This is a genomic window from Streptomyces anandii JCM 4720 (assembly GCF_014650655.1).
Taxonomy (GTDB): domain Bacteria; phylum Actinomycetota; class Actinomycetes; order Streptomycetales; family Streptomycetaceae; genus Streptomyces; species Streptomyces anandii.
The window spans coordinates 204,846-217,577 of the sequence record NZ_BMVJ01000008.1; the positions used below are offsets into that span (position 1 = coordinate 204,846).

The 12,732-nt window shown below is 70.6% G+C and carries 12 protein-coding genes and 1 tRNA gene; 9 read left to right on the top strand and 4 right to left on the bottom strand.

Translation table 11 applies throughout. The features are described from left to right. On the bottom strand, nt 1-843 hold an 843-nt coding region (locus IE249_RS37550), incomplete at its 3' end, for a purple acid phosphatase family protein (RefSeq protein ID WP_229858693.1). 165 nt (nt 844-1,008) lie between these two features. Here IE249_RS37550 and IE249_RS16805 point away from each other — a divergent pair. Beyond that, nucleotides 1,009-1,266 carry a hypothetical protein gene (locus IE249_RS16805; RefSeq protein ID WP_189705630.1) on the top strand — a complete coding sequence of 86 codons (258 nt, stop codon included), beginning with the start codon at nt 1,009-1,011 and terminating at the stop codon, nt 1,264-1,266. A 32-nt stretch (nt 1,267-1,298) separates the two neighbouring features. Further along, nucleotides 1,299-3,116, top strand: a complete 1,818-nt coding sequence (glmS, locus tag IE249_RS16810) for a glutamine--fructose-6-phosphate transaminase (isomerizing) (protein ID WP_189705631.1) — start codon at nt 1,299-1,301, stop codon at nt 3,114-3,116. A gap of 96 nt (nt 3,117-3,212) precedes the next feature. Here the strand turns inward: glmS and IE249_RS16815 are convergent, their stop codons facing one another. Together IE249_RS16815 and IE249_RS16820 are read right to left on the bottom strand one after the other, a co-directional pair. Continuing rightward, a complete protein-coding gene (locus IE249_RS16815; RefSeq protein WP_189705632.1) occupies nt 3,213-3,776 on the bottom strand; it encodes a GPR1/FUN34/YaaH family transporter in 564 nt (187 codons plus the stop codon). A 136-nt stretch (nt 3,777-3,912) separates the two neighbouring features. Next, a complete protein-coding gene (locus IE249_RS16820; RefSeq protein ID WP_189705633.1) occupies nt 3,913-4,440 on the bottom strand; it encodes a universal stress protein in 528 nt (175 codons plus the stop codon). A gap of 340 nt (nt 4,441-4,780) precedes the next feature. On the opposite strand from IE249_RS16820, the gene IE249_RS16825 reads away from it, so the two are divergent. The 4 genes from IE249_RS16825 (at nt 4,781) to IE249_RS16840 (ending at nt 7,706) form a co-directional block, all read left to right on the top strand. Continuing rightward, nucleotides 4,781-5,128 carry a hypothetical protein gene (locus tag IE249_RS16825; RefSeq protein ID WP_373304398.1) on the top strand — a complete coding sequence of 116 codons (348 nt, stop codon included), beginning with the start codon at nt 4,781-4,783 and terminating at the stop codon, nt 5,126-5,128. Between the two features lie 379 nt (nt 5,129-5,507). Then, nucleotides 5,508-6,764: a helix-turn-helix domain-containing protein gene (locus IE249_RS16830; protein ID WP_189705634.1), complete on the top strand. Its 1,257-nt coding sequence runs from the start codon at nt 5,508-5,510 to the stop codon at nt 6,762-6,764. A 148-nt stretch (nt 6,765-6,912) separates the two neighbouring features. Next, nucleotides 6,913-7,521 (top strand): oligoribonuclease, encoded by a 609-nt coding sequence (gene orn / locus IE249_RS16835; RefSeq protein WP_189705635.1) that lies wholly within the window; start codon nt 6,913-6,915, stop codon nt 7,519-7,521. Between the two features lie 112 nt (nt 7,522-7,633). Continuing rightward, a tRNA-His gene (locus IE249_RS16840) sits at nt 7,634-7,706 on the top strand. 137 nt (nt 7,707-7,843) lie between these two features. Here the strand turns inward: IE249_RS16840 and IE249_RS16845 are convergent. Next, nucleotides 7,844-8,899: a LacI family DNA-binding transcriptional regulator gene (locus IE249_RS16845; protein WP_189705636.1), complete on the bottom strand. Its 1,056-nt coding sequence runs from the start codon at nt 8,897-8,899 to the stop codon at nt 7,844-7,846. Nucleotides 8,900-9,300: 401 nt separating this feature from the next. Here IE249_RS16845 and IE249_RS16850 point away from each other — a divergent pair, with 401 nt between their 5' ends. Genes IE249_RS16850 through IE249_RS16860 form a run of 3 tightly spaced genes read left to right on the top strand, consistent with a single transcriptional unit; the run spans nt 9,301 to nt 12,586 of the window. After that, nucleotides 9,301-10,629 carry an ABC transporter substrate-binding protein gene (locus IE249_RS16850; protein ID WP_189705637.1) on the top strand — a complete coding sequence of 443 codons (1,329 nt, stop codon included), beginning with the start codon at nt 9,301-9,303 and terminating at the stop codon, nt 10,627-10,629. 5 nt (nt 10,630-10,634) lie between these two features. Further along, entirely contained in the window at nt 10,635-11,648 is a 1,014-nt protein-coding gene (locus IE249_RS16855; RefSeq protein WP_189705734.1) for a carbohydrate ABC transporter permease, read from the top strand. An 11-nt stretch (nt 11,649-11,659) separates the two neighbouring features. Continuing rightward, on the top strand, nt 11,660-12,586 hold the full coding sequence (locus tag IE249_RS16860) for a carbohydrate ABC transporter permease (protein WP_189705638.1): 927 nt from the start codon (nt 11,660-11,662) through the stop codon (nt 12,584-12,586). The last annotated feature ends 146 nt before the right edge of the window (nt 12,587-12,732 follow it).

Sequence of the window (12,732 nt, forward strand, 5' to 3'; positions counted from 1 at the left end):
GCCATTGGGCGAGTACCAGGCCTCCATGTCGTGGTTGCCGTAACTGACCATCCACGGCACCTGCTTGGCGACCGACTCGGTCTGGTACAGGAACTGGTCCCAGACCCGGGAGTCGAAGCCGCTGTCGGAGGTCTTGCCCTGGCCGGCCGGGTCGCCGTAGGCGATGTCGCCGGCGTGCAGGTGGAAGGCCGGGTTCTGGCCGAGGATCAGGGCGTCGTTGGCCAGGCCGTGGTAGCTGACGCCCTGGTCGCCGAAGGCGGTGAAGGTGAACGGCTCCTTGTGGGCGGGTGCGGTGGTGAAGGTGCCGAGGGTGCCGAGCAGATGGCGCTCGGCCGGGTCGAAGCCCTGGTGGCCGACGCCGTAGTAGTACGTCCGCCCGGGGCGCAGGTGGGTGAGCCGGGCGTGCAGGTAGTACTGGGTGCGGTCGCCGCTCGCGCCGACGCCGGCCGGGGTGTGCAGGGCGCGGACCTCGGCGGGGATCCTCCGGGAGAGGTCCCAGGGGTGGGCGCCGACGCGGATGAACGGCTTGCGGACCGCTACCGGGACCTGCCAGGAGACGGTCATCTCGGTGCGCGGGTCGTCGCCGTAGGCGAGGTGGCGGCCGAAGGGGGCGACGAGGGCGCCGTCGACGTCACCGGTGGAGGAGGGGGCGGAGGAAACCGCGGTCCGCGGGCCGGGCACGGCGGCCCGGGCGGTCGCGCCCGTCACGAACGCGCCACCCGTGACGGCGCCCAGCGTGACCGCGCCGCCTCTGATCATCGTGCGCCGCGAGAACCGCGACCGCAGGTACTCGTGCTGCTCGGCCATGCTCATGCGCCCGGCGAGCTTCTCGGGTACTCCCATGCGTGGAATGTCCATGGCGTCTGAAAGTGGTCCACATCCGCTACGGGATCTGGGACGCCGGATGGACAGCGCGCGAACAGGGGTTCATAAGAACCCCAACAGCACCCTGCCCGAAATCGGGCAGGATTCTTGCGAAAGCGTCGCCGGTCCCCCAGAATCCACCGGGTGCACGACGAACTTGTTGATCACTTGACGCGCTCCACGCCCCTGAACCGGGGCGAGGCACTGCGGGTGGTCCAGGACGTGCTCGCCTACTTCGACGAGACGACCGAGGAGTTCGTCCGTCGCCGCCACCGCGAACTGCAGGCCCAGGGCCTGGTGAACGCGGAGATCTTCGAACGGATCGGGGCGGATCTGAAGTACCGCGCGGTGGCGCCGCCCGAGCTCTCGCTCCGGCAGCTGCGGCGGATCGTCTACGGCTGAGGCCGGCAGAGACTCGGGGAAAAGGTACCTGTATGTGCGGAATCGTCGGATACATCGGCAAGCGTGATGTCGCGCCCCTGCTCCTGGAGGGCCTGCAGCGCCTGGAGTACCGCGGCTACGACTCGGCGGGCATCGTCGTCACCTCGCCGAGGACGGCGGGCCTGAGGATGGTCAAGGCCAAGGGCCGGGTTCGCGACCTGGAGGCGAAGGTCCCGGCGCGCTTCAAGGGCACCACCGGCATCGCCCACACCCGCTGGGCCACCCACGGCGCCCCCTCCGACGTGAACGCCCACCCGCACATGTCGGCCGACGAGAAGGTCGCCGTCGTGCACAACGGCATCATCGACAACGCCGGTGACCTGCGCCGCAAGCTCGAGGCGGACGGCGTGGAGTTCCTCTCCGAGACCGACACCGAGGTGCTCACCCACCTCATCGCCCGCTCCGAGGCCGAGACGCTGGAGGAGAAGGTCCGCGCCGCCCTCCGCCTGGTCGAGGGGACGTACGGCATCGCGGTCATGCACGCCGACTTCTCCGACCGGATCGTGGTCGCCCGCAACGGCTCGCCGGTCGTGCTGGGCATCGGCGAGAAGGAGATGTTCGTCGCCTCGGACATCGCCGCGCTGGTCGCCCACACCCGCCAGATAGTCACGCTCGACGACGGCGAGATGGCCACCCTCAAGGCCGACGACTTCCGCACCTACACCACCGAGGGCACGCGGACCACCGCCGAGCCCACCACCGTGGAGTGGGAGGCCGCCTCCTACGACATGGGCGGCCACGACACCTACATGCACAAGGAGATCCACGAGCAGGCCGAAGCCGTGGACCGGGTGCTGCGCGGCCGCATCGACGACCGGTTCGCCACCGTGCACCTCGGCGGCATCAACCTCGACGCCCGCGAGGCGCGCGCGGTGCGCCGGGTGAAGATCCTCGGCTGCGGCACCTCCTACCACGCGGGCATGATCGGCGCCCAGATGATCGAGGAGCTGGCCCGCATCCCCGCCGACGCCGAGCCGGCCTCCGAGTTCCGCTACCGCAACGCGGTCGTGGACCCCGACACGCTGTACGTCGCGGTCTCCCAGTCCGGTGAGACGTACGACGTGCTGGCTGCCGTGCAGGAACTCAAGCGCAAGGGCGCGCGGGTGCTGGGCGTGGTCAACGTGGTCGGCTCCGCGATCGCCCGCGAGGCCGACGGCGGCATCTACGTGCACGCCGGGCCCGAGGTGTGCGTGGTCTCCACCAAGTGCTTCACCAACACCACCGTGGCCTTCGCGCTGCTCGCGCTGCACCTCGGCCGTATCCGCGACCTGTCGGTGCGCGACGGCAAGCGGATCATCGAGGGCCTGCGGAAGCTGCCGGAGCAGATCTCCGAGATCATGAAGCAGGAGGAGGACATCGAGGAGCTGGCGAAGAGCTACGCCGACGCCCGCTCGATGCTCTTCATCGGCCGGGTGCGCGGCTACCCGGTGGCCCGCGAGGCCTCCCTGAAGCTCAAGGAGGTCTCCTACATCCACGCCGAGGCCTACCCCGCCTCCGAGCTCAAGCACGGCCCGCTGGCGCTGATCGAGCCCGCCCTGCCGACGGTGGCGATCGTGCCGGACGACGACCTGCTGGAGAAGAACCGCGCGGCCATGGAGGAGATCAAGGCCCGCAGCGGCCGGATCCTCGCCGTCGCCCACCAGGAGCAGGAGAAGGCCGACCGGACGATCGTGGTGCCCAAGAACGAGGACGAGCTGGACCCGATCCTCATGGGCATCCCGCTGCAACTCCTCGCCTACCACACGGCGTTGGCCCTGGGCCGGGACATCGACAAGCCGCGCAACCTGGCCAAGTCGGTGACGGTGGAGTAGGTCCGCCGGTCTCGTGAACGACCCCCTGTGTGCCACCAGCACAGGGGGTCGCTCCTCTCCGGGCCGGGGCCGCCCAGTACCCCGGCCTGCGGCTGCTCAGCCGGTGGCCGTCACCCCCCGGCCGGCAGCGCGTCGCGGAAGGGCCGTGGGCCAGTGGGCGAGGGCAGCGGTCGCCGCGTACCAGGCCACCGCGCCCGCCACCGCGGCGAACCAGCCGCCGGCCTTGCTGAGGGTGTCGTTGCCCGCGAACCGGGCCACGGCCAGCAGCACCAGGGAGACGAAGAACAGCCCGTAGGTGGCCTGGGCGAGCTGCTCGCCGCCCGCGAGGGCCGAGGTCAGGGCCACCAGCGCGAACAGGACCAGGAACAGGCCCGTGCCGTTGCCGGAGATCCGGTTGCCGGCCGACATGGCCCAGGTGAACCAGAGGGCGCCGAGCGCGGCGAAGGCGGTGCCGTCGGCCGTGTCGTGCTCGCGCAGGGCGAGCAGTCCCACGACGAACAGGGCGACTCCGCCCACGTAGTGAGCGACCGTCACGGCGTCGTCCGCCGTGACTCCATGGATGACGCGGGTGTACCCGAGGCCGAAGGCCAGCAGGGTGACCCCCAGGGCGAGCCGTCCGGCGACGGCGGTGGTGCTTCCCGCGGTGACGTCGTTGTCCACGGCGGGCTCCCTTCGTGCGCGTGCGATGCTGCGGTGACCGGTATATGCCCTTCACAAAGGCACAAACACCTCTACGCGTCAGTAGGTTCACGCTTTGGCGCGGGAACACGCGACAGCGGAAGGGGAGTTGGCCGGCTCAGGGAATGACGACGACCGGCCGCTGCGCCCGCTTGGCGAGCCGTCCCGCGACCGAGCCGAAGAGGCGGCCCACGATGCCGTGCGTGGAGCCCACGACGATCGCGTCCGCCTCGTACTCCTTGCCGACCTCTTCGAGTTCGTGGCAGATGTCGCCGCCGCGCTCGACCAGGATCCAGGGCACCTCGGCCAGGTACTCCGCACAGGCCAGTTCGAGGCCGAGGACCTCGGTGCGGTGGTCGGGCACGTCCACGAACACCGGGGGCTCGCAGCCCGCCCAGACGGTCGTGGGCAGCCGGTTGGCGACGTGCACGATGATCAGCCCCGACCCGGAGCGGTGGGCCATCCCGATCGCGTAGGCGAGGGCCCGCTCGCTGGAGGTCGACCCGTCGAAACCGACGACCACACCGTGCTTGAACGCCGGATCGCAGGACCGGCGCGGCTCTTCGGCCGCCAGGGGGTCGGCCGCCGTGGGGTCGGCGACGGGGCGCTTGCGGTCCGCGGGTTCGAAGAATTCGTGACCGGCCATGGCTGTCTCGGCGTTGTGATCCTTTGTCGGGGACGACGGTGTGCGGCGGAGCTGTGTCCGGGAATCGTCTTCCCGTCCCCATACCCCCAAGGGTACGGCGGCACGCCTCCTTCGCCCACATCCCGCGCACTCTCCGTGGCGGTTCCCCGGAGCATGCACGAGCGACGCCCGTAACGCAATGGCCGCTGCCCCGTACAGGCGGTTCGCACAGGATTCACCTGCCCCCGCGCGCCCGTCTCGGGTACGGGTGAGAGGGCCGTACCGGTACCGCACAGTGACCGGCCCGTCGAACAGGCGTTGAACCCGGTGTACCGCCGTCGGCCGCCGTAGGGAGCACGCCGTGTCCGCACCCCGTAGCGCCCCCGGGCGACGCCCGTCGCCGCCCGCCGCGCCCGACCCGGCGGGCGGCGACACGGCGAGCGACGTGGTGCGCTGGGCCGCCTTCAGTTGCGTCCTCGTGCCGGTGGTCCTCCTCTGGTACGGCGCCTCGCTGGCCGGCGCCACCGGCACGGCCCTCGGCCTCGCGGCCGTCACGGGGGTGTGCCGGGTGCTGCTGCGCCAGTCGGAGCGCGGGGCGGCGAGGATGCGCGCCGAGGAGCGCGCCCCGCACCGTGGCAGGCATCACAGGACGGGTACGGGAGCCCATCGGGGCGGTCGCCATCCCGGCGGGACGACACCGGTCAACTGACCGGTTTCCGCGCACGCGCCCGTATCTTTTCAGCCAACTTCCGGAACTCGCGCATCCCTCGGGTGAAGTACCCCCCAACCCCCGTTCGACCTGCACTGAAAGGGTCCTGGCGGCCCCGCGCACCCTACGGGGTTTGGCCACCGCGACGAGGCGCACTTCCCTGCACGCTCCCCGAGTGCAACGCTTCGTGATCGAATGCTTCACGCCAAGTTGCCATGTCGACAATGTGCTGGGTGGCGAACTGGTCACCGCGGCACGGCGGGACGCAGTAGATTCGATCTTGACTGTCTTTACGGCGGGGGACTCGTGCAGGACCGAGGGGAAACGTGCAGGAGCGACACAACCGAGGAGCCGCGACCACCGAGGGGGGCTTAGCAGTATGAGCCACGACTCCACTGCCGCGCCGGAAAACGCGGCCCGGAAACTGTCCGGGCGACGCCGCAAGGAGATCGTCGCGGTGCTGCTGTTCAGCGGCGGCCCCATCTTCGAGAGTTCCATACCGCTGTCGGTGTTCGGGGTTGACCGCCAGGACGCCGGCGTGCCGCGCTACCGCCTTCTGGTGGCGGCCGGCGAGGAAGGCCCACTGCGGACCACAGGGGGCCTGGAACTCACCGCGCCGCATGGCCTGGAGGCGATCTCACGGGCGGGCACGGTCGTCGTGCCGGCCTGGCGCTCGATCACCTCCCCGCCACCGGAGGAGGCGCTCGACGCGCTGCGCCGGGCGCACGAAGAGGGCGCCCGCATCGTGGGCCTGTGCACCGGGGCCTTCGTGCTGGCGGCGGCCGGGCTGCTGGACGGCCGGCCCGCGACCACACACTGGATGTACGCACCGACGCTGGCCAAGCGCTATCCGTCGGTGCACGTCGATCCGCGGGAGCTGTTCGTCGACGACGGCGACGTGCTGACGTCGGCGGGTACGGCGGCCGGGATCGACCTGTGCCTGCACATCGTGCGCACCGACCACGGCAACGAGGCGGCCGGTGCGCTGGCCCGCCGCCTGGTGGTGCCGCCGCGCCGGAGCGGAGGCCAGGAGCGCTACCTGGACAGGTCTTTACCGGAGGAGATCGGCGCCGACCCGCTGGCCGAGGTCGTCGCCTGGGCGCTGGAGCACCTCCACGAGCAGTTCGACGTGGAGACGCTGGCGGCACGGGCGTACATGAGCCGCCGTACGTTCGACCGGCGGTTCCGTTCGCTCACCGGGAGCGCGCCGCTGCAGTGGCTGATCACCCAGCGGGTGCTGCAGGCGCAGCGGCTGCTGGAGACGTCGGACTACTCGGTCGACGAGGTCGCGGGGCGCTGCGGCTTCCGCTCGCCGGTGGCGCTGCGCGGGCACTTCCGGCGGCAGCTCGGGTCGTCGCCCGCGGCGTACCGGGCCGCGTACCGGGCGCGCAGGCCGCAAGGTGAGCGGCCGGCCGAGGGCGACGCGGTGAACGGCCCCGCGGGGCCGGCGGGAGCCGGGGCCGCGGCGCCCGGCGGCGGGCCGGCCGGGGGTGCGGGCGGACCGCTGGGGCTGCCCGGCGGCGGGCCGGGGGCGCCGGTGCCCGGTCTGCACCCCGAGGGGTCCGTGCCCCACCAGGCCCGGCGGGCGCCGGCGGCCCTGTCGGGCAGCGTGCCGGGGCCGCGGAGCGGCAGCTGAAACGGGGGGTCCCGGGGCTTGTCCCCGGGACCCCCCGTCATTCCCACCCACCCGACTCGGTGGGACACGAGCTCCCCCGCACCCCCGATGACCTTCGTGCCCGCACGGGCGGGGTCGGGGCGGGGTGGGGAGCCGTAAGGTTAGACACATGAACGATCGCATGGTGTGGATCGACTGCGAGATGACCGGCCTCTCGCTGTCCGACGACGCGCTCATCGAGGTTGCCGCCCTCGTCACCGACTCCGAGCTGAACGTGCTGGGCGAAGGGGTCGACATCGTCATCCGGCCGCCGGACTCGGCGCTGGAGACGATGCCGGAGGTGGTGCGTCAGATGCACACCGCGTCCGGGCTGCTCGAGGAGCTGGCCGGCGGCACGACGCTGAAGGACGCCGAGGAGCAGGTCCTGGCCTACGTCCGGGAGTACGTGAAGGAGCCCGGCAAGGCCCCGCTGTGCGGGAACTCCGTCGGCACCGACCGGGGCTTCCTGCTGCGCGACATGCCGGACCTGGAGGGCTACCTCCACTACCGGATCGTCGACGTGTCCTCCATCAAGGAGCTGGCCCGCCGCTGGTACCCGAGGGCGTACTTCAACAGCCCGGAGAAGAACGGCAACCACCGCGCCCTCGCCGACATCCGCGAGTCCATCGCCGAGCTGCGCTACTACCGCGAAGCCGTCTTCGTCCCCCAGCCCGGCCCCGACTCCGAGACCGCCAAGACGATCGCGGCCAAGTACGTCCTGCCTGCTCAGCAGGGGTGACAGCGGTCCACGAAGGGGCGCCGCGAAAGTCGTGCGCGAGCACCCCTTCGGACCCTGTACACTTTTTCTCGGCCGGTCGGGGAAACGACAAAGTCAACCGCTGCCGGTCATGGTGGGTGTAGCTCAGCTGGTAGAGCACCTGGTTGTGGTCCAGGATGCCGCGGGTTCGAGTCCCGTCACTCACCCTTGGTGATCAGCCGGTTACCGCGATGTGCGCATCGCGGTAACCGGCTGATTTGTTTGGGGCGACAGCGGCCGGCCGCCGGCCGACAGCGCCCCGCGTGCGGAGCGGCGCGCTGCCCCCCAGCTTCCCGCCGTCCCCTCAGGACGACGTCCGTACCACCAGTTCCGTAGGCAGCACCGCATGCCGGCGTTCCAGGCCGCGGGAAGCCGCCGGGCGGCGGTCGGCGATGTCGGTGAGGAGGAGGTCGATCATCGCGCGGCCCATTTCCTCTATGGGCTGGCGGACGCTGGTCAGGGGCGGGTCCATGTGGCGGGCGATGGCGGAGTCGTCGTAGCCGACCAGGGCGACGTCGTCCGGGATGCGGCGGCCCGCCTCGCGCAGCACCTGGCGGGCGCCGGCCGCGGTGACGTCGGAGGCAGCGAAGACCGCGTCCACGTCGGGGGCCTGCTCCAGCAGCCGGGACATCGCGCGGCGGCCGCCCTCCTCGGTGAAGTCCCCCTGTTCGATGAGGAATTCGTCCACGCCCAGGCCCTCGTCGAGCAGGGCGTCGCGGTAGCCGTCGACGCGGCGGCGGGCGCCGTAGACGTCCATGCGGCCGGTGATGTGGGCGATGCGGCGGCGGCCGCGGGCCAGCAGGTGCTCCACCGCCGAGCGGGCGCCGCCGTAGTTGTCGGAGTCGACCGAGGTCAGGGTCTCGCCCGCCGAGCGGGGGCCGCTGATCACGGCCGGGATCTCCAGCTGGGACAGCATGTCCGGGAGCGGGTCGTCGGCGTGCACCGAGACCAGCAGGACGCCGTCCACCCGGTGCGCCGCCAGGTACTGGGCCAGCCGCTGCCGCTCGCGGTCGCTGCCCGCGAATATCAGCAGCAGCTGCATCTCGGTGTCGGACAGTTCCGCGCCGACACCCTTCAGCATGTCCGAGAAGTACGGTTCCGCGAAGAAACGGGTCTCCGGCTCGGGCACGACGAGGGCGATCGCGTCGGTGCGGTTGGCGGCCAGGGCGCGGGCGGCGGTGTTGGGGACGTAGCCCAGCTCCGCGACGGCCGCCTCGACGGCGGCGCGGGTCGCGTCGCTGACCCGGGGCGAGCCGTTGATCACCCGCGAGACCGTGCCGCGGCCGACACCGGCCCGTGCGGCGACCTCCTCGAGCGTCGGCCGACCGCCGCTCCGGCCCCGCGCTCCGTGGCCTGCCATGGCTCCGCCTCCCCGCCGTCGACACCTCGCTGGCCTGGAATCTAACAGCCCCGCCCGCCGGACGGCCGTACCCGGTCGCCGCGCCGACCCGCCCACGCACCCGCTCACGCACCCGCGCGCGGGCCGGCGGGCGGGGAAACGTACCCCGGCGGCCGGCGGAACGCCCCTCCGGCGGCCGTTAGTTAACAGCCCGATAACCGAACGCATCTCCACTCGCTCACACCCTTGACACCCAAGTGGGAACCCGCGACTCTTCAACACATCACCGATGGGAGCGCTCCCACGGTACCTGACACATACACAACCCGCACGTTCCCCGCCCGAGCCGCACGCGAGAACATGAACGGGCCCAACATGCAGTTGGCCGGGGGGTCGGCACGTCAGGGCAACAGGAGGACGCAATGCGAGCACGTTTCCGTACCGCCCGCAAGGCGGTGGTCCTGGCGGCAGCCGCGTCGCTGGGCGCCGGGCTGCTGGCCGGCTGCGCCAGCGACAGCGGAGACAAGTCCGGCTCGTCGGACGGTGGCGGCAGTGGGAGTGGCAAGACCACCCTCACGCTGGGACTTTTCGGCACCCAGGGCTTCAAGGAGGCCGGTCTCTACGCGGAGTACGAGAAGGACCACCCCGACATCAAGATCCAGGAGAACGTCACCGAGCGGAACGAGAACTACTACCCGGCGCTCGTCAACCACCTGACCACCAACAGCGGCCTGATGGACGTCCAGGCCGTCGAGGTGGGCAACATCGCCGAGGTCGTGCAGACCCAGGCGTCCAAGCTCGTGGACCTTTCCAAGGTTTCGGGCGTGAACAAGAGCTCCTGGGTCGACTGGAAGTGGCAGCAGGCCACCACCAAGGACGGCCAGACCGTCGGCCTGGGCACCGACATCGGCCCGCTGGCGATCTGCTACCGCAAGGACCTCTTCCAGAAGGCCGGCCTGCCCACCGACCGCGAGGCGGTCGGCAAGCTGTGGGCGGGCGACTGGAACAAGCTGGTCTCGGTCGGAGCGCAGTACAAGAAGAAGGCACCCTCGGGCACCTACTTCATGGACTCCCCCGGCGGTCTGCTCAACGCGGTCCTCAGCAGTGAGGACAAGAAGTTCTACGACTCCTCCGGCCAGGTCATCTACAAGACCAACCCGGCCGTCAAGAGCGCTTTCGACCTGACCGCCAACGCCGCCAAGGACGGGCTGGTCCAGTCGCAGACCCAGTTCCAGCCGGCCTGGGACCAGACGATCGCCAACAGCAAGTTCGCCACGGTCGCCTGCCCGCCCTGGATGCTCGGCTACCTCAAGGGCAAGTCCAAGCCCGACGCCGCCGGCAAGTGGGACGTGGCCGCCGCGCCGAAGGCCGGCAACTGGGGCGGCACCTTCCTCGCCGTGCCCAAGAGCGGCAAGCACGTGAAGGAGGCGGAGGCCTTCGTCGCCTGGCTGACCGCCCCCGCCCAGCAGGCGAAGCTGTTCAGCGTTCAGGGCAGCTTCCCGAGCTCGACCGGCGCCTACAGCCTTCCCGCGGTGACCGACGCGAAGAACGAGATGACCGGTGACGCGCCGATCGGCAAGATCTTCGCGGAGGCCGCCAAGGCCATCCCGCCGCAGGTGATCGGCCCGAAGGACCAGATCATCCAGCAGGGTCTGACGGACAACGGCGTCATCCTGGTGACGAAGGGCAAGTCGCCGGCCGACGCCTGGAACACGGCCACCAAGACCATCGACAACAACCTGGAGAAGTGACCGGTATGGCCACCCGGCACGACACCGCCGCGCCCCCCGTCGAGGGGGGCGCGGCCCCGGGCCGCCCGGCCACGGGCGCGGTGCACGACGAGGCGGAGCTGCGGCGCCGGTCCCGGCTGTCCCGTCGCTGGCAGCGGGACGTGCGGTGGAGTCCGTACGCCTTCGTCTCGCCGTTCTTCCTGCTGTTCGTCGCGTTCGGCCTGTTCCCGCTGATCTACACGGCGTGGGCCTCGCTGCACACGGTGGAGCTGACCGCGCCGACCGACATGCAGTGGGCGGGCCTGCGCAACTACACGCGGATCTTCGACGACGACTTCTTCTGGAACGCGGCGAAGAACACCCTGACCATCGGCATCATCTCCACGGTCCCGCAGTTGCTGATGGCGATGGGCCTGGCGCACATCCTGAACTACAAGCTGCGGGCGTCGACCTTCTACCGGGTCGTGATGCTCGCGCCGTACGCCACCTCGATCGCCGCCGCCTCGCTGGTCTTCGTGCTGCTCTTCGGCCGCGACTACGGCGTGATCAACTGGGCGCTGCACTCCGTCGGCGTGGACGCCATCGACTGGCAGAACGACAAGTGGCCCTCGCAGATCGCCGTGTCCTCGATCATCATCTGGCGCTGGACCGGCTACAACGCGCTGATCTACCTCGCCGCGATGCAGGCCATCCCGCAGGACCTGTACGAGTCGGCGGCGCTGGACGGCGCCAACCGCTGGCAGCAGTTCTTCCACGTCACGCTGCCCCAGCTGCGTCCGACGATCCTGTTCACCGCCGTGGTCTCGACGATCGGCGCGAGCCAGGTCTTCGGCGAGCCACTGCTGTTCGACGCCAACAAGGGCGCCTCGGGCGGCGCGGAGCACCAGTTCCAGACCCTCGGCCTGTACCTCTACGAGCAGGGCTGGGTCAACCAGCACCTGGGCCGGGCCTCCGCGATCGCCTGGACGATGTTCCTGATCCTGATCGTGATCGGCATCGTCAACTACGTCATCTCGCGCCGGCTGCGCGCCAGTAGTTAAGGAGTACGGCCGTGACGACGACCCTGACGAAACCCGGTCCCGAGCGCGGACCCGAGCCCGCGGCCCCGCCCGCGCGGTCCCGCCGGGGCCTCAGGTCCAAGGCCGCCCGCGCGGGCGGGCAGCTGCACGCCGGCCCGGTCGCGTACGTGATCCTGGTGCTGTTCACCATCGGCTCACTGTTCCCGCTGGTGTGGTCCGCGATCGCCGCCTCCCGGGACAACAACCGCCTGGCGCAGACCCCGCCGCCGTTCTGGTTCGGCTCCAACCTGATGCACAACCTCCAGGTGGCCTGGTCGGACGCCAACCTCGGCAAGGCGTTCCTCAACACCACGATCGTGGCGGGCATCTCGGCCGGGACGATCGTCTTCCTGTCGACGATCGCCGGGTTCGCCTTCGCCAAGCTGCGCTTCCGCGGCCGGGGCGCGCTGATGCTGATCGTGATCGGCACGATGATGGTGCCGCCGCAGCTGAGCATCATCCCGCTGTACATGATGGTGGCGAAGCTCGACTGGACCGACCAGCTCCAGGCGGTGATCCTGCCGTCGCTGGTCAGCGCGTTCGGTGTGTTCTTCATGCGGCAGTACCTGATCCAGGCGCTGCCGGACGAGATCATCGAGGCCGCCCGGGTGGACGGCGCGAGCAGCTGGCGCGTGGTGTGGCACGTGGTCTTCCCGGCGGCGCGGCCGGCGATGGCCGTGCTCGGCATGCTGATGTTCGTGCAGACCTGGAACGACTTCCTGTGGCCGTTCCTGGTGCTGACCCAGACCGGCAACCCCACGGTGCAGGTGGCCGTCGCGGGCCTCGGCCGCGGTTACACCCCCGACCAGTCCCTGATCATGGCGGGCGCGCTGCTCGGCACGCTGCCGCTGCTGCTGGTCTTCGCGATCTTCGGCAAGCAGATCGTGGGCGGGATCATGCAGGGCGCGGTCAAGGGCTGACCCGCCCGGTACCCAGGGGGCCGGGTCACCGACGCCTCGGCCCCTCGTCCCGCCCGTCATCTTTGTCCACGCCCTCTCTTCGCCCTCTCTTCGCCCTCTCTTCGCCCTCTCTTCGCCCTCTCTTCGCCCTCTCTTCGCCCTCTCTT